The 20713-nt window shown below is 72.4% G+C and carries 22 protein-coding genes and 1 tRNA gene; 5 read left to right on the forward strand and 18 right to left on the reverse strand.

Annotated elements, in window-relative coordinates; all coding sequences use genetic code 11:
- Positions 1-6 precede the first annotated feature (6 nt).
- From ABZU43_RS17645 to ABZU43_RS17670, 6 genes are all read right to left on the reverse strand, one after another.
- Positions 7-339 (reverse strand): small basic family protein, encoded by a 333-nt coding sequence (locus ABZU43_RS17645; RefSeq protein WP_030327710.1) that lies wholly within the window; start codon positions 337-339, stop codon positions 7-9.
- Positions 336-1280, reverse strand: a complete 945-nt coding sequence (locus ABZU43_RS17650) for a DUF881 domain-containing protein (protein ID WP_355007558.1) — start codon at positions 1278-1280, stop codon at positions 336-338. Before ABZU43_RS17650 ends, ABZU43_RS17645 begins: the two co-directional genes overlap by 4 nt.
- Positions 1277-1909, reverse strand: coding sequence for a CDP-alcohol phosphatidyltransferase family protein (locus ABZU43_RS17655; RefSeq protein WP_355007559.1), 633 nt, complete (start codon positions 1907-1909; stop codon positions 1277-1279). The genes ABZU43_RS17650 and ABZU43_RS17655 overlap by 4 nt, the downstream gene beginning before the upstream one ends.
- Positions 1910-2202: 293 nt before the next feature.
- Entirely contained in the window at positions 2203-2664 is a 462-nt protein-coding gene (locus ABZU43_RS17660; RefSeq protein ID WP_355007560.1) for a MarR family transcriptional regulator, read from the reverse strand.
- Between the two features lie 56 nt (positions 2665-2720).
- Positions 2721-3893, reverse strand: a complete 1173-nt coding sequence (locus ABZU43_RS17665; RefSeq protein WP_355007561.1) for a PP2C family protein-serine/threonine phosphatase — start codon at positions 3891-3893, stop codon at positions 2721-2723.
- Positions 3894-3964: 71 nt separating this feature from the next.
- Positions 3965-4711 carry an SAM-dependent methyltransferase gene (locus tag ABZU43_RS17670; protein ID WP_355007562.1) on the reverse strand — a complete coding sequence of 249 codons (747 nt, stop codon included), beginning with the start codon at positions 4709-4711 and terminating at the stop codon, positions 3965-3967.
- A 113-nt stretch (positions 4712-4824) separates the two neighbouring features.
- On the opposite strand from ABZU43_RS17670, the gene ABZU43_RS17675 reads away from it, so the two are divergent.
- The 3 genes from ABZU43_RS17675 to ABZU43_RS17685 all read left to right on the forward strand — a co-directional run bounded on the left by ABZU43_RS17675 (position 4825) and on the right by ABZU43_RS17685 (position 6491).
- Positions 4825-5706 (forward strand): universal stress protein, encoded by an 882-nt coding sequence (locus tag ABZU43_RS17675; protein WP_355007563.1) that lies wholly within the window; start codon positions 4825-4827, stop codon positions 5704-5706.
- A gap of 99 nt (positions 5707-5805) precedes the next feature.
- Positions 5806-6018, forward strand: a complete 213-nt coding sequence (locus tag ABZU43_RS17680) for a phosphatidylethanolamine-binding protein (RefSeq protein WP_088989541.1) — start codon at positions 5806-5808, stop codon at positions 6016-6018.
- The gene (locus ABZU43_RS17685; RefSeq protein ID WP_355007564.1) at positions 6015-6491 is read left to right on the forward strand and encodes a hypothetical protein; all 477 of its coding nucleotides are present in this window, start codon (positions 6015-6017) and stop codon (positions 6489-6491) included. The genes ABZU43_RS17680 and ABZU43_RS17685 overlap by 4 nt, the downstream gene beginning before the upstream one ends.
- A gap of 5 nt (positions 6492-6496) precedes the next feature.
- On the opposite strand, the gene ABZU43_RS17690 is transcribed toward ABZU43_RS17685, so the two are convergent.
- Positions 6497-6700 (reverse strand): hypothetical protein, encoded by a 204-nt coding sequence (locus ABZU43_RS17690; protein ID WP_355007565.1) that lies wholly within the window; start codon positions 6698-6700, stop codon positions 6497-6499.
- A 133-nt stretch (positions 6701-6833) separates the two neighbouring features.
- On the opposite strand from ABZU43_RS17690, the gene ABZU43_RS17695 reads away from it, so the two are divergent.
- Positions 6834-7484, forward strand: coding sequence for a hypothetical protein (locus ABZU43_RS17695; protein ID WP_355007566.1), 651 nt, complete (start codon positions 6834-6836; stop codon positions 7482-7484).
- 5 nt (positions 7485-7489) lie between these two features.
- On the opposite strand, the gene ABZU43_RS17700 is transcribed toward ABZU43_RS17695, so the two are convergent.
- From ABZU43_RS17700 to ABZU43_RS17720, 5 genes are all read right to left on the reverse strand, one after another.
- Positions 7490-7675 (reverse strand): hypothetical protein, encoded by a 186-nt coding sequence (locus tag ABZU43_RS17700; protein WP_036410487.1) that lies wholly within the window; start codon positions 7673-7675, stop codon positions 7490-7492.
- 73 nt (positions 7676-7748) lie between these two features.
- Positions 7749-9026, reverse strand: coding sequence for a hemolysin family protein (locus ABZU43_RS17705; RefSeq protein WP_355007567.1), 1278 nt, complete (start codon positions 9024-9026; stop codon positions 7749-7751).
- 80 nt (positions 9027-9106) lie between these two features.
- Complete coding sequence (locus tag ABZU43_RS17710) at positions 9107-9304, reverse strand: hypothetical protein (RefSeq protein ID WP_238669770.1); 198 nt, start codon at positions 9302-9304, stop codon at positions 9107-9109.
- A 58-nt stretch (positions 9305-9362) separates the two neighbouring features.
- Positions 9363-10100: a hypothetical protein gene (locus ABZU43_RS17715; protein WP_355007568.1), complete on the reverse strand. Its 738-nt coding sequence runs from the start codon at positions 10098-10100 to the stop codon at positions 9363-9365.
- A gap of 62 nt (positions 10101-10162) precedes the next feature.
- A complete protein-coding gene (locus ABZU43_RS17720; protein ID WP_355007569.1) occupies positions 10163-10783 on the reverse strand; it encodes a TetR family transcriptional regulator in 621 nt (206 codons plus the stop codon).
- A gap of 96 nt (positions 10784-10879) precedes the next feature.
- Between ABZU43_RS17720 and ABZU43_RS17725 the strand changes: the two genes are divergently transcribed.
- Complete coding sequence (locus ABZU43_RS17725; protein WP_355007570.1) at positions 10880-11920, forward strand: NAD(P)-dependent alcohol dehydrogenase; 1041 nt, start codon at positions 10880-10882, stop codon at positions 11918-11920.
- A 29-nt stretch (positions 11921-11949) separates the two neighbouring features.
- Here ABZU43_RS17725 and selB read toward each other — a convergent pair whose 3' ends face one another.
- The 6 genes from selB to fdh all read right to left on the reverse strand — a co-directional run bounded on the left by selB (position 11950) and on the right by fdh (position 20543).
- The gene (selB, locus tag ABZU43_RS17730) at positions 11950-13728 is read right to left on the reverse strand and encodes a selenocysteine-specific translation elongation factor (protein WP_355007571.1); all 1779 of its coding nucleotides are present in this window, start codon (positions 13726-13728) and stop codon (positions 11950-11952) included.
- A 2-nt stretch (positions 13729-13730) separates the two neighbouring features.
- Positions 13731-15035: an L-seryl-tRNA(Sec) selenium transferase gene (selA, locus tag ABZU43_RS17735; RefSeq protein WP_355007572.1), complete on the reverse strand. Its 1305-nt coding sequence runs from the start codon at positions 15033-15035 to the stop codon at positions 13731-13733.
- Positions 15036-15058: 23 nt separating this feature from the next.
- Positions 15059-15154 (reverse strand) — tRNA-Sec (locus ABZU43_RS17740).
- Positions 15155-15167: 13 nt separating this feature from the next.
- Positions 15168-16316, reverse strand: a complete 1149-nt coding sequence (gene nrfD / locus ABZU43_RS17745; protein WP_355007573.1) for an NrfD/PsrC family molybdoenzyme membrane anchor subunit — start codon at positions 16314-16316, stop codon at positions 15168-15170.
- Positions 16313-17281 carry a 4Fe-4S dicluster domain-containing protein gene (locus tag ABZU43_RS17750; RefSeq protein ID WP_355007574.1) on the reverse strand — a complete coding sequence of 323 codons (969 nt, stop codon included), beginning with the start codon at positions 17279-17281 and terminating at the stop codon, positions 16313-16315. Before ABZU43_RS17750 ends, nrfD begins: the two co-directional genes overlap by 4 nt.
- Entirely contained in the window at positions 17271-20543 is a 3273-nt protein-coding gene (fdh, locus tag ABZU43_RS17755; protein WP_355007575.1) for a formate dehydrogenase, read from the reverse strand. The genes ABZU43_RS17750 and fdh overlap by 11 nt, the downstream gene beginning before the upstream one ends.
- Positions 20544-20713 lie beyond the last annotated feature (170 nt).

Below are 20713 nucleotides of genomic sequence, written 5' to 3' on the forward strand. Positions count from 1 at the left end.
CCCAACCTACGCCCGGAACAGGTGCCGACGGATCGCCGCCACGTTGCCGAAGATACGCACCCCCAACACAACGACCACACCGGTGGACAACTGCCCACCCACCCCCAACTGGTCACCCAGATACACGATCAGACCAGCCACCAGCACGTTCGAAATGAACGACACCACGAACTGCTTGTCGTCGAAGATGCGGTCCAACCGGGCCCGCACCCCACCGAAAACCGCGTCCAACGCGGCCACCACCGCGATCGGCAGGTACGGCTGCAACGCCGCCGGCACCGTGGGATCAAGCCACACGCCCAGCACCACACCGGCGAGCAACGCCAACACCGCGATCATCGGCCACCTCCGGAGGGGCTAACAGTCGTCCGCGGACCGGACGACCCGGGACTGCCGGAACGGACACCCGACGCGGAAGGGCTCGGACTGACCGACGGCTTGGCGTAGCGTAGCTGCGGCTCCGGCGCCGCCGGCAGGGTGAGGTCATCCGCCTCCCGCACACCGAACGACAACCCCGTCCCCTGCGCGACCTTCCGCATCAGCGCCGCATTCCGGCTGTCCTCGAACTTGCGCCGCATCGAACCCGGCCCAATCGCCGACACCTCGTACGGCCCGGTCACCGGCCGGAAATCAACGAGCATCGCCTCACCCGCCGACCGGATCGTCGACGTCGACGTCAACCGCTGCCCGTTGATGGCGATCGCCTCCGCGCCAGCACTCCACAACGCGTTCGCCACACCCTGCAGGTCGCTGTAGAGCACCCGCGGCGGCCCCGCGCCGGCACCGGTGACCGCGTCCGCCTTGTCCGGCGCGTCCGCCAACCGCACCACCACACCATCACCGCGGACCCGGCCCAACCCGGTACTCGCCTCCAGGTTGCGCAACCGGGCGGCGGCCGAACCGGTCAACGCCGCGTCCCGCTGCCGACTGACCTCCTCGCGCAGCTGGTCCGCCCGAGTGGACAACCGATCGGTCTGGCGCTCCCGCTCCTTGATCTGCGCCACCAGACCCGAACGGGCCTGGCTGCGCCCCGGCTCGTCCGCCATCGTCTGCCGGTACGCGACCGCGAACAGGAAACCGAGCATCACCACCACGACCAGGCTCACCGACCGTGCCGGCAAGGCCCGCCACCCGCGCGCCGGAGCGGACTCCGCCGAGCGCCGACGGGCGGCAGCCGCGTCCGCGTACCCCGGATCCAGCGGGTTGCGGAACAGCTCGGTGAGGAAGTCCGGCGCGTACACCCGGTCCTGGCCGGGCTTTCCCAGCCGAGGCGCGCTCACGCCGCCGCTCCCGGACCGCGCGCCGCGCGCACCAGCCGGGCCGCCTGCACGACGTACATCGCGCCGGCCACCCAGTACAGCACCAGCCCCCACCAGGCCAACGCCCAACCGATGGCGCTCGCCGCCGTCGCCACGTCGGTGGCCGCGCTGGCCAACAGCAGCACCGGGAACGCCGCGAGCAGCAGGAACGTGGCGGTCTTGCCCACGTAGTGCACCGGCGGCGGACCGTAGCCGTAACGACGCAGCACCGCCAGCGAGGCCAGCAGGAGCACCTCACGGGCCAGCAGCGCCGCGGTGAACTGCCACGGCACCACCTCCCGCGCGGTGAAGGCGATCAGGGTGGCGAGGATGTAGAGCCGGTCGGCGAGCGGGTCGAGCAACTCGCCCAGGCGGCTGACCTGGTGCAGGCGGCGGGCGATCCAGCCGTCGACCCAGTCGGTGGTGCCCCCGATGGCCAGCACCACGACCGCCGCCACGTCGGCCCGCGCCACCAGGAACAGGTAGAGGAAGAGCGGCACGCCCAGCAGCCGCCCGAAGCTGATCAGGTTGGGCAGGGTGAGGACCTGGTTGCCGGGAGTCTCGTCACCGGTGTCCCGCGGTTGCTCTGCCCGAGCCGGCCGACGCGACACCGATCCTCCTCCACGGCACGCGGGCCCCCGGCCGGCGCCGGGCGCGGCTGAGGGTCGTACGCGCTGTCGGGCCGACCAGCGCCGGCTCTCCCCTGTGGCCCCGGGCGGGGCCCCCTGCCCTGATACGGCCCGCGATCTCGATGATCGCGGGCCGGGTAGGTGCGCTGCCACTATATCGGGCTTCCTCTCGCTGGCCGGCCGCCGCTGCGGCCTGCCGGTGCGGCGGTGTCGCACTGTGGCGTGGATCACCACGCGTAAAGCGTCCTAGGATACTAGTGGAAGAGTGGTGGCGCTCAGGCCGTCTGGACGGCGGGATCGGTCTGCTGCTCGGGCACCGACGTCGCCGCCCGAGCGAACCCGGCCAGCGCCAGCAGCAGCTCGTGCTGCATCCGCGCCGGCATCCGGTCCAGCACCGCCTGCACCGCGCGCTGCCGCCGCTCGGCCAACTCCCCCAGCAGGGTCAGCGCCGCAGCGGTCGGCACCAACCGCACCTCACGCCGGTCACGCGGATCGGCCACCCGACGCAGCAGCCCGGTCGCCTCCAACCGGTCGCACAGGCGGCTCGCCGACGAGGGCACCACGTCCAGCAGCTCCGCCAGGCCGTTGACGTTGGTCTCCGGACGACCGCTGATCAGCGTGAGCACCCTCAGCTGGGTGGGCGGCACCTGGTGCCGCGACCCGGCCGACTCCAGCACGGCGATCAGCGTCTCGGCGGCCGTGGTGATCGCCGTGGCGAGATCCGCAGGTCGGTCCACCTGATGTCCCCTGCCGTTGTCGCGCTGGTGCCCGCCCGGCAATGCGGCGGCGAAACTCACGCCATGCTCCGCTCGCGTGGACCGTGCCAGTCCAGACAGACCACGACGGCGTCGTCACGCAGATCAGAATCTGCGTGATAGGCGTGTAGTTCGCGCATCACCGTACCAACCGCCTCGGCCGGCGGCTGCAACCGCGTGGCGCGCAGGGAACGTGCCATCGCCCGCTGCCCGTACGGCTCCTGGCCCGGCGGCTCGGCAGCCCACACCCCGTCGCTGACGACGAAGAGCCGGTCACCGGGGACGAGTTGCATCTCCTGAAGCTCGTAGCGGGTCTCGGCGAACATGCCCAGCGGCAGCTGCTGATCGAGTTTCATCGGCTCGACAGTGGACCCGCGCATCCGCAACAGGTGGGGAGAGCCCGCGTCGACGGCCCGCACCCGGCCGAGGCGAGTGTCCACCTCAAGCAGCAGGGTGGCCACGTACCGGGCGCCCCGGTGTTGGTAGAAGACCGTGTCCGATGCCAGCTCGGCCTGCTCCACCAGGCCGCCACCGGAGCGACGCGCGTTGCGCATCGCGTTGACAGTGACGGCTGTCAGCAGCGACGCCGCCAGCCCGTTGCCCTCGCCGTTGAGCGCCGTCACGGTGAGACGGTCGCCGTCCAGCGACCAGTCGAAGTGGTCGCCACCCACCGTGTACGCCGGTTCGAGCTGGCCGGCGAGGTCGAACGCGTGGTGGGACACACCACGACCGGGCAGGAGGTCCCACTGCATCTCGGCGGCCATCGTCAGTCGCTCCCGACGGCGGGCCCGCCGGTAGCGGTCGGTCTCCCGGTCCGCCGCGCGCATCGCCACCGCCAGAGCGCCGGCGATGTCCGTCGCCCGACCGGTGACCGCCGCGTTCGGTACGGCCGGCAGCTCGATCAGCAGCACACCCAGCCGCTCGCCCCACACGGTCAACGGCAGGTAGAGCCGGCAGGGGCCCTCACCATCGCGGACCGGCTGCTGGCTGCTGAAGCAGCGCTGCGCCATGGTGTGGCAGGCCAGGAAACCGGCCGCCGGCAGGTCCGGATCCAGCACCGGCCACAGGCCGCTGATCCGGTAGTCGGCGACGAAGACGTCGGTGCGCAGCGCGCCCATCGCGGACCGGATCGCCCGGTCCGCCGCCTCCGCCAACTGGTCGGGCGGAGCCTCGCGCAACGCGCGCGACACCACGTCCGGCGCGTCTACCATCGTCGACCTCCCCCGAAGCTTGCTGTAGGGCAAGCATCATACGGACGCCACCGGACGGGTGATCGGCGCGGTCAGTCACCCGCGCGGGTCGCGAGCACACCGTGGAACGCGTCGGGCACCTCGGCCGGCGGGCCTTCCGGGCGCCACTCGGCAACCGGGACGATCCCGTCCGCCGTGGGCACCCACCGACCCAGCAGGGGCGCGAACGCCGCCGGTGGACGCATCCGGAACTGCGGCCCCATCATGGCCAGCGCCTGCGGGTGACCGGCCAGCTCCTCGGTGTCGAAGTCCACAGCGAGCAGGCTGCCCGGCGCCGCGGCAGCGTACAGCTCGTCGAGGGTGCGGGTCAGCGTGGCGTCGTCGAGGAACGCGGCCAGCCCCAGGAAGACCACTCCGACCGGCCGCCGACCCCACCCCGCCACGAAACGGTGCAGCTGCGCCGGGTCGACGGTGCCGATGTCGGTCGCGTCGCCGAAGCCGTAGCCGGCCCGGTCGCTGCCGGCGAGGATGCTCTGTCCCAGTCGGATGGTGACCGGGTCGACGTCGGTGTAGAGGACCGTCGCGTCGGCGGCGACCTCGTGCACGTTGCCCATCGTCGGCACCCCGGCGCCGAACACCAGGAACCCGTCCACGCCCTGCTCGGCCATGGCCCGCACCGCCCGGCCCAGGAACGCCCGCAGCTCGCGGAACACCGGCGCGCACGGCCCATACGCCTGCTCGAACGCGTTCGCGGCGGCCACGTCCACGGGAAAGTGATGCTGCCCGCCGAGCCAAAAGTTGATCATGCGAGCGGTGCTCGGCTGGTCTGGTTCACCCATCGGCGGCGCTCCCTCCCCGGTCGTCGCCAGCGTACCGACCGGGACGCGCTCGGCGGTATCGCGACGCGGGGGCGTCCGGGCCCGCGATACTGGCCGCGAGCGGAGGTGGGGCCGTGAACTCGGCGAACAACGCGGCGGTGGTGGTCGGCGTCGACGGCTCGGAGTCGGCGCTGCGCGCCGTGCGCCTCGCCGCCACCGAGGCGGCCCGCCGGCACCGACCACTGCGGGTCGTGCACGGTTTCATCTGGCCGCTGCTGCACGTACCCGTCTCCCCCGCCCCGGACGCGCCTCCCGGCGGTGGGCTGCGCCACCGGGCCGAGGAACTCGTCGAGGCCGCGGTGCGCGAGGCCGAGGCGACAGTGCCCGGGTTGTCGATCTCCGGCGAGATCATCGACGGTGAGGCTTCCGCGGTGCTGGTGGGCGAGTCCCCCACCGCCGCGCTCATCGTGCTCGGCGATCGCGGGCTGGGTGGGTTCTCCGCGCTGCTGGTCGGCTCGGTCGCGGTGCAGGTCGCCGCGTACGCCGACTGCCCGGTGCTGGTCGCGCGCGGCACGCAACGCCCCGACGAGCCGGTCCTGGTCGCCGTGGACGGCTCGGACGCCTCCCGGCTGGCGGCGGACTTCGCCGCCGAGACCGCAGTGTCACTCGGCGTGCCGCTGATGGCGGTGCACGCCTACCGACATCCCGGCAGCAGCGGCCCGGGCGACATGCAACCCCTGGTGTACGACGAGGCGAAGCTGCGCGGCGAGCAGGAACAGATGCTCGCCGGGTGGCTGACCGGGCTCACCGAGGCCCACCAGGGTCTGCGGTTGACCTGCCAGGTGGTGCACGGCCGACCCGGCACTGTGCTCGCCGAAGCGTCCCGCTCCGCCCAACTGGCGGTCGTCGGTGGGCGCGGGCGCGGCGAGGTGACCGGGTTGCTGCTGGGGTCGGTGAGCCAGTCGATGCTGCACCACGCGCAGTGCCCGGTGGTCGTGGTCCGGGCGCCCCGGTAGTGCGCCGGGGTTGGTCCGCCGCCAGACGGGTAGACGGCCGCGGTACGCCCAGCGGACGGCGGGCAGCACCAGGTGCCCAGACCGACGAAGGAGGCACAGATGCCAGGACCACGGCCGGGCAGTAACGCGTACGACAAGCAGCGCGCGCGGTTGCGTAACGCGATCGACGACTCCGGACGCCGAGTACCCGACGGCAAGGCCAACCAGGTCGCGAACAGGATCCTCCAGGAGGATCGCGGTCAACGAGGCGTGGTGCGCGGCGACCGGACGTACGGCCCGAAGAGCGAGCGCGAACCGGGCGACCCGAAGTGAGGACGGTCGACGTGGCCGACGGCGCGATCGCAGGCGCCGTCGGCAGCACCGCGCTGAACGTGGTCAGCTACCTGGACATGGCACTGCGGGGACGGCCGGAGAGCGACGTCCCCCAGGAGACCGTCGACCGGCTGGCCGGGATCGCGCACGTCGACCTGGGAAACGGGGCCCGGGCGGCCAACCGCCGCTCGGGCCTCGGGCCGCTGATCGGTTACGGGTTGGGCGTCGCCGCGGGCGTCGGGTTCGCGCTCTACGCCGGTGGTCGACGTCAGCCGATGCCGGTGGCCACCGGTCTGCTCGGCGCGGGCGTCATGACCATGACCGACGGGTCGATCACCGTGCTCGGGATCAGCGACCCGCGTACGTGGCGGCGCTCCGACTGGATCTCCGACATCATTCCGCACATCGCGTACGGGCTGGCGGCCGCCGCCACCTGGAACAGGTTGCGACGGCCGCCAGGCCGCGGTCGCTAGGTCCGTCAGCGGGTGTCGCTGTCGTCCTCGGCCACCGGCTCACCGGCCGGGCCGTACGGCGACACCTGCCCCTTGGGCACCGGACGACCGGCGTCACCGCGCGACGAGCCGCGGTTGGCCGGATGCCCGCCCGGGGCGGGGCCCTTGTTGTCCTGGCTGGTGGCGCCCAGTGCGTTGCGGCGCAACTCCTGCTGCTGCGGGTTCGTCACGGGGTGTCTCCCTCCGGTACGGCAGGCGGCAGAAGCCGCCTCCACAGTCGGCATACCCGCCCGCCCCGATGGCATTCCGGCCTCGGCCAGCGGTGCGACGGCTAGCGGCTCCTCAAGTGGGTAACCCGACCGGGTGGGCAATGATCGAAGTGTGGTGCGGGTGTTACTCGACCGGCGCGGCCGCACGTACGCGGAGGAGGCCGGCATCCGGCTCGCCGACCGGCCGGGGCCGCTGTACCAGCTGCTGGTGCTGACCACGCTGCTGAGCACCCGGATCCGCGCGTGCGTGGCGGTGGACGCGGCGCGGGAACTGTTCGCCGCCGGCTACCGCACCCCACAGGCGATGGAGGCGGCCAGTTGGCAGGAGCGCGTCGACGCGTTGGGGCGGGGCCACTACCGCCGCTACGACGAGCGGACCGCCACCATGCTCGGCACCGGCGCCCGACTGTGCCTGGACCGTTGGCACGGTGACCTGCGACGCCTGCACCGGGAGGCCCAGGGCGACCCGGCCGGGCTGCGGCGGCGGCTCACCGAATTCCCCGGCATCGGCCCCACCGGCGCGGACATCTACCTGCGCGAGGCGCAGACGGTCTGGTCGGACGTGCGCCCGTACGCCGACCGTCGGGCCCTGGCCGGGGCGAAGCGGCTGGGCCTGCCGGGGTCCCCGGACCGGCTCGCCGGTCTCGTCGACGAACCGGACTTCGGCCGGCTCGCGTCAGCGCTGGTACGGGTGGCGCTGGGTGAGGAGTCCGCCGGTGAGGTCACCCGTGTCGCCGCCCGTTGAGGCGCTCACTTGACCGTCTTGTCGCCCGGGCGGGTCAGGTGCCACACCAGCAACGCGGCGAGCAGCGCCAGGACCACGACCCCGCCGGAGATGCCACGGCCCTCCTCGGGGCTGCGGCCGGCGCTGCCGAAGTAGATCACCGCGAGGCCGGCCAGCACCGTGACGAACGTACGCAACCCTCGGTCCTTCACGTCTGGCACCGTAGGCGTACCGCGTTCCCCGCTTTGCCGGTTTAGACCTTTTGTCAACCTTCTGGGTGAACGCTCAGCGTTCGGTGACGAACCCGCAGAGGCGTACCCGGCGCACCGCCCGGTCGGCGACCTCCACCACCTGCAGGGTCAGACCGGGCAGCCGCACCGTCTCACCCGGGGAGTCCGGCAGGTGCCGCAGTCGGGCCAGCACCAGACCAGCCACTGTCGTGTAGTCCCGGGACAACGGGAAGCTCAGCCGCACCCCCAGGTCGGGCAGGTCGTGCAGCGGGAAGTCACCGGGCACCAGCAGGGACCCGTCCGGTTCCCGGATCACCCCGTGCACGTCACGGTCGGTCTCGTCGTACAGCTCACCGACCACCTCGGCCAGAAGGTCCTCCATGGTGATCATGCCGTCGATGCCCCCGTGCTCGTCGACCACCAGGGCCAGTTGCTGATGCTCCTGGCGCAGCTGACGCATCGCGTCGGCGACCGGCAGGGTCACCGGGAGCAGCAGCGGCGCCTGGACCCGCTCACCCACTTCAGCGGTGCCGGCCCGCACCAGGTCGCGGATGTGCACCACCCCGAGCACCTCGTCCAGGCCGCCGGGGCCGGTGACGGGAGCGCGGGACCGTCCGGCGGCGGCGAGCCGCCGGACGCCCTCGTCGGCGGCCAGATCGGCGGGCAGTGTCGTCACCTCCCGCCGGGCGACCAGGATCTCCCGCAGCGTCCGGCCGGCGATGTCGAACGCGCCGGTCAGGATCTCCCGCTGCTGGGCCGACAGACCGCGCTGGCTGGCCAGCATCTCCCGCAACTCCTCCTCGGTCATCTCCTCCCGGTTGGCCCGCGGGTCACCACCGGCGAGCCGCACGACCGCGTCGGTGGCCCGGCTGAGCAGCCACACCGCCGGCCGGGACACCCGAGCCAACAGATCCAACGGGCCGGCGCTCAGCAACGCCCAACGCTCGGCCCGCTGCATGGCCAGCCGCTTCGGGGCCAACTCACCGAGCACCAGCGTGACGAACGTCAGCAGCACGGTCACCAGCAGAACCGCGGCGGGACGCGCCGCCGCGCCGAGGAAGCCCAACGGCCCGACCAGCGGAGAGGCCAACGACACCGCGGCCGCCGCCGAGGCCAGGAACCCCGCCAGGGTGATGCCGAGCTGAATCGTGGCCAGGTAGCGGTTCGGGTCGCGGGACAGCTGCACCAACCGGTCACCGGCGCGGCTGCGCCGGCCCAGCCGCCGCAACTGGCCCTCCCGCAGGGTCACCAGCGCCATTTCGCTGCCGGAGAGCGCGGCGTTGACCAGCACCAGCACGGCCACCAACGCCAACTGCCCGAGCTGACTGCCCATCGCGTGCCCCCGTCCGCCGCCTGAGGTCACTCAACCGCAGCGGGGCGCGGCGTGGGCGGTGTTTGCGACCGCGCCCCCGCTCAGTCGACCTCCAGGTCGTCCAGCGAGATGGCGTGGGTCATCAGCCACCGGGCCAGGGCCGACATGCCGAACAGCCACAGCGGCACCGACTCGGTGGGGCCGTTGGTGGCGTAGATGGCGAAACGGAGGTCCGGCGCCCGGTACGCCTCGATCCGCCACTTGTGCTGCCGGTCCCGCCAGACCGCCGAAGGGTCCATGGCGTCACCGTAGGTGACCATCGCCGACCTCGGGGCCGGTTGGCCCGGCATCGGCGGCTCAGCCCGGCACCACCGTCGTCCCGAACACGATGCGGGCAACGGACACCAGGAGGCTGCTGCCGACCGCGGCGAGGATCAGCCAGCCGAGCCCGCGCCACCCCGAACCCCGGTCAGGCACCGGCACCGGCGGTGGTCTCCACAGCTCCCGGTAGGTCCAGGCCAACACACCCGCCCCGAACGGCAGCAGCCCGACCCAGAACCAGAACCACCGGGTGCCGACCAGCGGCGGCGCGCCACCGATCAATCGGCCCAGCCAGAGCACGGTCAGCACACCGGCGAGCAGAGCCGCGGCGTTCCCGATCCGGTGCGCGGTGCCGCCCCCGGCCTGCCACGAACCGTCGACTGCGGCACGCCGCGCGTCCCACCCGGTGCTCGCCGACGAGTCCGGCCCGACGGTGGACGAGTCCGAGGCGAACGGCGCCCCAGCGGCGTACCGCTTCTGGCCGTTCGACACGGTCCAGGTCAGCATCCCCCCGTCGGCCGCGTACTGCACACGCGGCTGGCTCCCCCAGTACGCGCCGTCGTCGGCCCAGCCGGCCGCCCGCTGGTAGCTCACCACCCGGCCGGCCGCGAGATCCCGGTCGAGCTGGGCCTCGGTCGACGCGCGGGGCTCGACCCACCACGCCAGACCGGCCCACAGCACCCACAGCACCGGCAGCCCCCAGCGCAGCGCCACCGAGACGACGCGCCGCCGACCATCGCCCGGCCGCGCCCGGGACGGGGACACCTCGACCATCAGCCCACCGTCGCATCTCGGCGCAACCGTGTCAGCACCGGATCGGTCGCGGCGGTCAGCGGTCAGGTTGATCCTGGTCCGTCGGCTTGATCCTGGTCCGTCGGCACTGTGGCTCGCCGGACGCACTCGCGAAGCAGAGCACGACGTCGGGAATGCACGTCGTCACGTTCCTGACTGCTGGCCGCGTAGACGTTGCTCACCGGCGACCAGGCCATGGACATCGCGATGACCAGGGCCATGATGTCGAACGGGTCACCACCGCGGATCCGTCCGGCGGCCTGGGCCTCGGCGATTGCCGTGAGCTTGCGATCGTCGTAGTGCTGGTGGGTCTCGACGAGGTGTCCGGCGGGCCGGCGTTCCAGCCGCGTCCAGGTCGCGAGCCGGATGAGGTCGGGGCGGCGCAGGTATTCGTCGTAGAGGCGAACGGCCCAGTCCGCGAGATCGTCGGCGTCGATGGGCACGACGTTGGTGATGCGTTCCAGCGAGCTGAGGAAGATCGCGTCGAACAGTCGTTCCTTGTCCCCGAAGTAGGCGTAGAGCTGCGCCTTGTTGGTGCGGGCCGCCTTCACGATGCGTTCGACGCGGGCCCCGGCGATGCCGTGTTGGGCGAACTCCTCGGTGGCGGCGTCCAGGATGCGCTGGTAGGTCGCGGCACCTCGCGAGGTCAGGGGCTGCTCCGGCATGTTTCCACACTAGCAAAACAGAACAGTTGGTTTGCTTCGGCGCGCCGCCCGACCTAGGCTGCAACAGACCGAACAGTCTGTTTAAAGGAGTCGATCATGCGACGGACCACCGGATGGCGAGCGACCGGCCCGACGGAGCTGCGGCGTACCCCGATCGAGCGTCGTGACCTACGCCCAGACGACATCGCGGTGCGGGTCGACTACTGCGGGGTCTGCCACAGCGACCTGCACGCCCTGCGCGACTACGACCAGCACACCAACGCCCCACTGGTGCCCGGTCACGAATTCACCGGCGTGGTGACCGGCACCGGCCCCGAGGTGACCAGCTTCTCGATCGGCGAAAGCGTCGCGGTGGGCAACATCGTCGATTCCTGCGGCGCCTGCGCCATGTGCGCAGCCGGACAGGAGAACTTCTGCCACTCCTTCCCGACCCTGACCTACGGCGGCACAGACCGGGAGGACGGGTCGACGACCCTGGGTGGCTTCTCCCGCGAATACGTCGTGCGGAACACCTTCGCCTACCCGCTCCCCGCCGGCCTCGACCCGGCCGCAGCTGCCCCGCTGCTGTGCGCCGGCGTCACAGTGTGGGAGCCCCTGCGCTCCCATCGCGTCGGCCCAGGCACTCGCGTCGCCGTGGCCGGGCTCGGCGGCCTGGGCCACCTCGCGGTCAAGATGGCCGTGGCACTCGGCGCTACCACGACCGTGATCAGCCGCACCCAGGACAAGCGGGACGACGCCCGCCGGCTCGGCGCACACGGCCTCGTCGACTCCACCGATCCCCAGCAGATGGCTGCTGCCCGCGACACCTTCGACCTCGTCATCGACACCATCTCCGCACCGCACGACCTCGCCCCGTATCTGAAGCTCGTGGCGATGGACGGCACCCTCAGCCTGCTCGGATATCTGGGTCCGGTCACCGTCGAAACCACCGACCTGCTTGTCGGCCGCAAGAAGCTCAGCTCCGCCGGGAGCGGAGGCCGCCGCTCGACAGCTGAGATGCTCCAGTTCTGCGCCGACAACGGCGTCACCGCCGACATCGAGGTACTCACGTCGGCGCAGGTGGGCACGGCACTCGACCGCCTCCGGCGAAACGACGTCCGCTACCGCTTCGTGCTGGACATGTCCGACCTGGACTGAGAGTGGTTGGCGAGGTCACGGCGTGACGCTCAGGTGACGACGATCCGGGCGTCGTCGGGCAGCCGGCGGGTCGCGCCCCGCCGGTCCAGCAGTTCCAGCAGGGGCACCGCCACCCGGCGGGTGGTGTCCAACGCCTGCCGGGCCGCGGAGAGGGTGAACGGCTGCGGCAACCCGGCCAACACCCGGACCGCGTCGTCGAGCGCGTCGGGCAGCAGCACCACGTTGTCGGCCAGCCGCAGCAGAGCCCCGGCCCGCACCGCGGCGCCGATCTCCCGGGGGCCCAGGCCGAGGTCGACGAGGCGGTCCGCTTCCGGGGCGCGGAACGGCCGGTCGCCGTACTCGGCGCGGACCCGGCTCACGGCCAGGGCCACCGGTTCGGGCAGCGCGTTGGCGCTCGCCGCACCGACCCGACCGGCGTGGATCCTCAGCGGCGGCCGGACCAGCGCCTCGACCAGCACCCGGTCGGGCAGGGCGAGGCGCTGACGCAGGGCGTCCACCGGCATTCCGGGCTCCAACGGGTGCTCCCGCGCGTGCCGGGCGACCTCCTCGGTCAGCCGCTCGCCGAGCTGCCGCCAGTGTGCGGGGTCGGCCAGCCAGTCACCGGCCACCGAGGCTGCCCACGCCGGGCTGTCCCGCCCGGTAGGCACCGGCACACCCATCCGGATCAACGCGCCGGCCCGGATCAGTCGGCGACGGCGCAGCTCCCCCGCCAGGTCGGGTCGACCGTCCAACTCGGCGAGGACCTGCGAGCGGGCGGCGGCCGCACCCCGTCGGCCCAGCGGTGGCGGTGCCACGTCCAGCACCCGCACCCCGCCGCTGACGTGGTGGCGGCCCGGGTCCCGCAGCAGCGCCCGGTCACCCACCAGCAACGGCAGCGGGCGGGCCAGCCGCAGCCGGACGGTGTCCGGGCCGAGCGGGCGCACCCGTACCGGCACCGCCGCCGACCCGACGTGCAGGGTGAGGGTGGCCGGCAGGTCGCCGGCCGGGTCGCCGGTGAGCCGGACGTCGACGAGGTCGGTGTGGTGAAACCGGCCCGGGGTGAGCAGCGCGTCGCCCCGGCCGAGCCGGTCGCGCGGCGTGCCCCGAAGGTTGACCGCGACCCGGGCGACCGCCGCCGCCTCCGGGCGGGCCTCGCCCAGGCAGTGCAGGCCACGAACCCGGACCGGTTCGTCGGCGCCGGCGAGCTCCAGTTCGTCGCCGACCCGCAGCCGGCCGCCGCCGAGGGTCCCGGTGACGACTGTGCCGCTGCCCCGCACGGTGAAGCTGCGGTCCACCCAGAGCCGGACCGGGTCGTCCACGACCGGCGCGGGCAACTGGGCGGCGAGGCGGTCCAGGGCGGCCCGCAGCTCTGGCAGGCCGGCGCCGGTCAGGCCGCTGACCGCCACCGCCGGCACCGCGCCGAGGCTGGTCGCGGCGATCTCGGCGCGGGCGCGGGCCGTCGCCGGTCCCGGATCGGCCAGGTCCGCGCGGGTCACCGCGAGCAGGCCGTACGCGACGCCGAGCGCGTCGAGCGCGGCCAGGTGCTCGGCGGACTGCGGCATCCAGCCCTCGTCGGCGGCCACCACGATCAGCGCTGCCGGGACCGGGCCGACCCCGGCGAGCATGTTCGGCACGAAGCGCTCGTGCCCGGGTACGTCGACGAAGGCGACGGTGGCGCCGGACGGCAGCGTCGTCCAGGCGAAACCCAGGTCGATGGTCATCCCCCGGCGGCGTTCCTCGGCCCACCGGTCGGGTTCCATCCCGGTCAACGCCCGGACCAGTGTCGACTTGCCGTGGTCGACGTGCCCGGCGGTCGCGACGACGAACACGTTCAGTCGTCCCCGGGTACGCGCAGCACCGCCGCGCGGACGGCGTCGTCGGCGTCGGCGGGCACACAGCGCAGGTCGAGCAGGAGTCGCCCGCGCACCACCCGCCCGAGGACCGGCGGGTTTCCGGTGCGCAGCGGGAACGCGTACCGCTCGGGCAGGCTCAACGCCCACGAGTCCAACTCCACGCCGGGGGCGCCGCCCCCGCCGACCACCGCGACGGCCGGCACCACCTCCGCCTTGCGGCCGTCCGCGCCGAGGCGGTCCCGCAGGCGCTCCACCCGTTCCCGCAGAGCACCCGGCTCGGCGTGCAGCGCCGCGCGGGTCGGGTTGTGCGGTTGGTGCACTGTGGCGGCGAGCGCGGCCAGGGTGAGCTTGTCCACCCGCAGCGCCCGGGCCAGCGGGTGACGTCGCAGCCGGTCGACCACCTCGACGTCACCGAGCAGCAGCCCGGCCTGCGGCCCACCGAGCAGCTTGTCGCCGCTGGCGGTGACCAGCGTGGCGCCCGCTCGCAGGGTGCTGGACGCGTCCGGTTCGTCGGGCAGCAGCGGGTCCGCGCCGAGCAGCCCGGAGCCGATGTCCGCGACCACCGGCACCCCGAGCGTGGCCAGTTGCCGTACCCCGACGGCGGAGGTGAAGCCGGTGACCCGGAAGTTCGACGGGTGCACCTTGAGCACGAAACCGGTCTGCGGGCCGAGCGCGGCGGCGTAGTCCGCGACTGTGGTGCGGTTGGTGGTGCCCACCTCGCGCAGCCGCGCGCCGGTGCTCTCCAACAGGTCTGGCAGGCGGAAACCGTCACCGATCTCGACCAGTTCGCCGCGGCTGACCACGATCTCCCGGCCGGCGGCCAACGCGGTGGCGGCCAGCACCAGCGCGGCCGCGCCGTTGTTGACCACGTGCACGGCGCCCGCGTCGGGCACGGCGGCGGCCAGCGCGTCGAGGGCGCCCCGGCCACGGCGGGCCCGCCGGCCGGTGGCCAGGTCCAACTCGACGTCGGTGTGCCCGGCGGCGGCCACCACCGCGGCGACCGCGGCGGACGACAACGCCGCCCGACCCAGGTTGGTGTGCAGCACGACACCGGTGGCGTTGAGCACCACCCGGGGGCCGGGCGTGGGCAACGCGGCGACCGCCGCGTCGCGTACCTCGTCGGGGTTGAGCTCACCGCGACGGGCGCGGCCCTGCGCGTGGGAGACGACGGCCTTGACCTGCTCCCGGCCGAAAGTCACGGTGGCGGCGGCCAGCACCGGGTCGGCGAGCAGCGTGTCCGTACGGGGCACCCGACGTCGCGGGTCCACCGGGCCGTCGCCCATCACGTCATCTCCTGCAAGCGGTGTGGCGGAGACGGACGGGAATCGAACCCGCCTGGCCCGGGTCCCGGACCACTCCGGTTTTGAAGACCGGGAGGGGCACCAGCCGCCTGAACGCCTCCACCGGACATTCGATCACACCGCGGGCGGCTCCGCCCGATCAGATGGAAGATCCATGGCGGTTCGCCGCGCCTCGACCCGTTCGCGCTGCGGCACCACTGTGTAGCGGGGGTCACGGGCCGAGGCGACGCCGCCGTAGAAGATGCCGAACCGGGTCAGCACCGACGCGGCCAGCAGCGCGGTCCCCGAGAGCGCCCCGACCACCCGGCTGCGCCGGCCCAGCAGAGCACCCGCCACCCCGCCGGCGGTCAGCAACCGCCCGGCGCGCAGCAACCGACCCGGCCGACCCAACCGGTAGGGCTCGCTGAGCAGGCCGAGTCGGGTCTCCACCCGATGCGCGCCGTACAGCTCCAGGGCCGCGCCGGCCACCGCCATCCGGCGGGCCGGCCCGGCCTCAGCCGGCGGCGCGGCGAGCAGACCCACGCCGGCGCCGCTGGCCAACGCGCTGCCCGCGAAGATCACCGGCAACTCGGGGTACGCCTCATGCCACGACGGCACCGCCGTGTCGGCCAGCAACACCCCCGTGTACGTGGCCAGCGCCGGAGCGGTGCCGGCGGCGAGCAGCCCGGCGGCGTGCCCGATCGACGGCAGCGCCCGGCCGGCCAGCCCGAGCAGACCGCGCCGGGGCAGCACACCGGCCGCCTCGGCGATCGCGGCGACACCCGCCGCCGGACCGTACGCGGTGAGGATCCAGGTACCCATCGACATCGGTGAGGTCGGCTTGGCCACCCGCAGCATGTGGTGGAACCGCGCCGGCCGGCCCAGGTCCTTGACCAGGAAGACGGCGCTGGCGCTGACGGCGGCCAACGCGGTGACCCGACCGGCGCGCCGCAACGCGGGCCGCCCGGTGAGCTGCCCACCCGCGGCAAGCAGCGACGAGCCGGCTGCCAGCCCGCCGGTGAACAGGTACGCCGCGATGTCCCACTTCCACACCGGCCCCTTGAGGATGGGCCGACCGTAATAGGACGTGAACTCGGCCTCCGGCACCCGCAGTTCCTCGGCGCCACCGCCGCGCCGCCTGCGCCGCCGGCCGGGAGGTTCGCCGCTCCGCCGCACCGTCTGGTCACCCCCGGGGGTGCTCACCGAGGGTCGGTGACCGTTCTCGTCGGCGAGCCGCTCCCGGAAGCGACGGAACCGGTCGCCCACGGCGCCCGACGGGATCATGAGGAACCTCCGACGAACGCGGCGACGGTCGCCGCCGCCATGGCGAGAGCGGCGAGGCCGGCGCGCTTCCACATCTTCGGCAGGTCACGGGTGGTCACGACCGGGTCGGGCGGCAGCCCGTACACCTCGGGTTCGTCCAGCAGCAGGAAGAACGCGCCGTCACCACCCACGCCGTCGTCAGGGTCGTGCCCGTACAGGCGGGCCTCGGGGACGCCCCTGTCGTGCAGCGTCGTCACCCGGGCGGCGGCGCGTTCACGCAGCTCGTCCAGGGGCCCGTACTGGATCGACTCGGTCGGACACGCCTGCGCACACGCCGGAGTCATCCCCGCGCCCAACCGGTCGTAGCACAGCGTGCACTTCCACGCCCGACCGTCGTCCTTACGCTGGTCGATCACCCCGTACGGACACGCCGAGATGCAGTAACCGCAGCCGTTGCAGATGTCCTCCTGCACCACCACAGTGCCGAACTCCGTGCGGAACAACGAACCCGTCGGACACACGTCCAGGCAGGCGGCATGGGTGCAGTGCTTGCAGACGTCCGACATCATCAACCACCGGAAATCCGTGCGCTCCTCGACGCCCGTGCCCCGGCCCGGTGGTTGGGCCCCCGGCATCCCCAGGAACTGCGGTCCCGCGTCGACCGGCCGGGTCCGGTCGGCGTCGACCGGCGCCCCGAGAACGTCCGCCAGGGCGACACCATGCCCGGCCGGGCGGGGCTGCTCGATGAACGCGACGTGTCGCCACGAGTTCGCTGTCAACGCGCCGGTGTTGTCGTACGACATGCCGAGCAGGTCCAGGCCGCTCTCCGGAACGCCGTTCCACTCCTTGCAGGCGACCTCGCAGGCCTTGCAGCCGATGCAGACGCTGGTGTCGGTGAAGAACCCCATCCGCGGCGGCGCGTTCTCATAGCCTGCCTCGGGTGCCGGGTCCAGCGGACCGTACAGGCTGTTCGGGTCAGGGAGCACCGTGCTCCTTCCCCTCGTCGTCGGTGGTCACGGCCGGCGCGTGCTGGCCCGGGATGATCCCGGCGCGCCTCTGGTAGTCGGCCACCAGGTCGAGCAACGCCGGGCCGGTGGGACGACGGCCCGGCCGCACGTCGCAGGTGCCGACCTTGCTCTCCTGGATGAGCACGTTCGGGTCCAGGCTGATGCCGAACAGGTCGTTGGCCGAGTCGCCGGTGACCAGACCCTCGAAACCGAAGTGGTACGGCAACCACACCTGGTGGATGATCCGACCGTCCACCCGCAACGGGGTGAGCCGATCGGTCACCAGCACCTTCGCCTCGATCACCGCGCGGCCGCTGACCAGGTGCGCCCAACCCAGATGCGTCAGCCCGACCTCGCCGGCCAGGGCCGGGGACACCTCGACGAACATCTCCGGTTGCAACTCCGCGAGGGGTGACACCGTCCGGCTCATCGCACCGGCGGTGTGGTGCTCGGTGAGCCGGCTGACAGTGAACACGTACGGGAACACCTGAGCGTGCTCCTGCGGCGGACTCGGGTTCACCGAGTTCACCGGGTGTGCGTACATCTTGCGCGTCGGGTTGGCCTGCTGACCGTAGAGCGGGTTACGCACCGGCGACTCCACCGGCTCGTAGTGCGTCGGCAGCGGCCCGTCCAGGACACCGCTGGGCGCGTACAACCAGCCCTTGCCGTCGCCCTGCATGACGAACGGGTCGTCGCCCGCGATGCCCTCCGGCCCGGACGCGCCGGGCGGCGGCCGGTACGACGGTGGCTTGGTCTTCTCGAAGTCCGGCACGTCGTAGCCGGTCCACTCGGCCTTCTCCGCGTCCCACCACACGTAGCGTTTGCGCTCGGACCACGGGTTGCCGTCCGGGTCGGCGGAGGCACGGTTGTAGAGAATGCGCCGGTTCGCCGGCCACGCCCAGCCCCACTCGGCGGCCACCCAGTCCTGAAGGTGGCGGGACTTGCGCCGGGCCGCCTGGTTCACCCCGTCCGCGTACACGCCGGTGTAGATCCAACAACCGATCGCGGTGGAGCCGTCCGCGCGGGCGTCCGCGAAACTGGACAGCGGACGGCCGGTCGCCACGTCGTACCCGTTGATCTCGCGCAGCACCGCCTCGGCGCTCGGCTCCGCGTGCGGACCGTGCGTGGGATAGTCCCAGGTGAGGTCGAGCAGCGCACGGTCGCGCGGCAGCGGCGAGTCGGCCAGCTTCTCGCGCAGCCGGCGGCCCAGGTGGTAGAAGAACCACAGCTCGGAGCGGGCGTCACCTGGCGGCTCGACGGCCTTCTCCCGCCACTGCAACAGCCGCTGGGTCTGGGTGAAGGTGCCCTCCTTCTCCACATGCGACGCGGCGGGTAGGAAGAACACCTCCGTGCGGCACTCCTGCGGCACGATCTCGCCGGTGGCGACCTCGGGGCCGTTCTGCCAGAACGTCGCGCTCTCGATCATGAACAGGTCGCGGACCACGAGCCAGTCGAGGTTGGCCATGCCGAGCCGCTGCGCCCGTCCGTGCGCCGAACCGACCGCCGGGTTCTGCCCGAGCAGGAAGTACCCCTTGATCTTCCTGTCGATCATGTTCAGCACCTGCTGGTACGTGCCGTGATCACCGGTCATCCGCGGCAGGTAGCCGTAACAGAAGTCGTTCTCCGGCGTCGCCGCGTCACCCCAGTACGCCTTGAGCAGGCTGGCGGCGAACGACCCCGCGTTACCCCAGAAGCCCTTCTGCCCCGGATGGCGAATGCTGTCCACCCACTCCTCGAAGCTCGGGTGTTCGGCGTGGTGCGGCATCGGCAGATAACCGGGCAGCAGGTTGAACAACGTCGGGATGTCGGTCGAGCCCTGGATGCTGGCGTGCCCGCGCAGGGCCATCACCCCGCCACCCGGGCGGCCCATGTTGCCCAGCAGGAGCTGGATGATCGCGCCGGTGCGGATGTACTGCACGCCGACGCTGTGCTGCGTCCAGCCCACCGAGTAGATCAGCATGCCGGTCCGGTCCCGGCCGGAGTTCTCCGTCCACGCCCGCGCCAACTCCAGGAACTGTGCCTGCGAGATGCCGCAGACCCGCTCCACCATCTCCGGGGTGTAACGGGCGAAGTGCCGCTTGAGGATCTGGTAGACGCAGCGCGGGTGCTGCAACGACTCGTCGCGGCGGGTCTGGCCGCTCACCTGCGCGCCGTGCGACTCGTGCGTCAACCCCGCCGCGCTGTCCCGTTCCTGCGCCGTGTGCCCACTGCCCGACGAACCCTCGTGCCCCTCGTACTGCCAGCTGTCCTGCACGTAGGCGCCGGTCTCCGGGTCGAAGCCGGAGAAGAAGCCATCGCCGTCCTCGGTGTCGCTGAACTTCTCGCTGACGATCGTCGCCGCATTGGTGTACGCGAGCACGTACTCCCGGAAGTCCAACTCGTTGTCCAGGATGTAGCGCACCACCCCACCGAGCAGCGCTATGTCCGTGCCCGCCCGGATCGGCAGGTACTCATCCGCGACCGCACTCGTCCGGGTGAACCGCGGGTCGACGTGAAAGACCTTCGCCCCCCGACGCTTGGCCTCCATCACCCACTGGAAACCCACCGGATGTGCCTCAGCCATGTTGGAGCCCTGGATGACGATGACGTCAGCGTTGGCGATGTCCTGCTGGAAATCCGTCGCACCGCCACGACCGAAGCTGGCCCCCAGACCGGGGACGGTGGCGGAGTGTCAAATACGGGCCTGGTTCTCGATCTGCAGCGCCCCCATCGCGGTGAACAACTTCTTGATGAGGTAGTTCTCCTCGTTGTCCAACGTCGCCCCACCCAGGCTGGAGATGCCCAGCGTCCGGTTGAGCGGCCGGCCCTGCGTGTCGACGTCCTCCCAGGTCTGCTCGCGGGCGGCGAGGATCCGGTCGGCGATCATGTCGAGCGCCGTGTCGAGCTCCAGGTCCTCCCACTGCGTCGAGTACGGCCGGCGGTAGCGGACCTTGGTCTGCCGCAGCGGACTGGTCACCAGGCTCTTGCTCGCCGCGCCCTTCGGACAGAGCCGACCCCGCGAGATCGGACTGTCCGGATCACCCTCGATCTGGCTGACCCGCCCGTCCTTCACGAACACCCGCTGACCACACCCCACAGCGCAGTACGGGCAGACAGAACGAGCCATCGAATCGGCGTCATCGGTGCGGGCGGTCAGCGCCCGGGACCCATCGGACTTCGCCGCGGCACCCCGGCCCAGCGGGTCCGTGCCGGTGAGCTGGCGATAGACCGGCCAACCCTCGATAAAGGTCCGTAGACCCACCCCGACACCCCCTCCCACGCGAGCGACCCTCTGAAGATAGGTCAACTGAGACAGGTTCGCGAACCGAGGACGCACGACAGCGCCGCCCCCGGCTGGTGGGCCGGGGGCGGCGCTGGTGTCGGTGTGCAGGTCGCCTCTCGGCGAGTGGCACGACGCGGCTCCAGCCGAAC

It is taken from the genome of Micromonospora sp. NPDC005205 (assembly GCF_040608275.1).
GTDB lineage: Bacteria > Actinomycetota > Actinomycetes > Mycobacteriales > Micromonosporaceae > Micromonospora.

Coding starts and splice junctions, on each gene's coding strand:
- ABZU43_RS17645 (WP_030327710.1), bottom strand. CDS start 339: ATGATCGCGGTGTTGGCGTTGCTCGCCGGTGTGGTGCTGGGCGTGTGG.
- ABZU43_RS17665 (WP_355007561.1), bottom strand. CDS start 3,893: ATGGTAGACGCGCCGGACGTGGTGTCGCGCGCGTTGCGCGAGGCTCCG.
- ABZU43_RS17680 (WP_088989541.1), top strand. CDS start 5,806: ATGCCAGGACCACGGCCGGGCAGTAACGCGTACGACAAGCAGCGCGCG.
- ABZU43_RS17725 (WP_355007570.1), top strand. CDS start 10,880: ATGCGACGGACCACCGGATGGCGAGCGACCGGCCCGACGGAGCTGCGG.
- nrfD (WP_355007573.1), bottom strand. CDS start 16,316: ATGATCCCGTCGGGCGCCGTGGGCGACCGGTTCCGTCGCTTCCGGGAG.
- ABZU43_RS17715 (WP_355007568.1), bottom strand. CDS start 10,100: ATGGTCGAGGTGTCCCCGTCCCGGGCGCGGCCGGGCGATGGTCGGCGG.
- ABZU43_RS17720 (WP_355007569.1), bottom strand. CDS start 10,783: ATGCCGGAGCAGCCCCTGACCTCGCGAGGTGCCGCGACCTACCAGCGC.
- ABZU43_RS17710 (WP_238669770.1), bottom strand. CDS start 9,304: ATGGACCCTTCGGCGGTCTGGCGGGACCGGCAGCACAAGTGGCGGATC.
- ABZU43_RS17705 (WP_355007567.1), bottom strand. CDS start 9,026: ATGGGCAGTCAGCTCGGGCAGTTGGCGTTGGTGGCCGTGCTGGTGCTG.
- ABZU43_RS17670 (WP_355007562.1), bottom strand. CDS start 4,711: ATGGGTGAACCAGACCAGCCGAGCACCGCTCGCATGATCAACTTTTGG.
- selA (WP_355007572.1), bottom strand. CDS start 15,035: ATGGGCGACGGCCCGGTGGACCCGCGACGTCGGGTGCCCCGTACGGAC.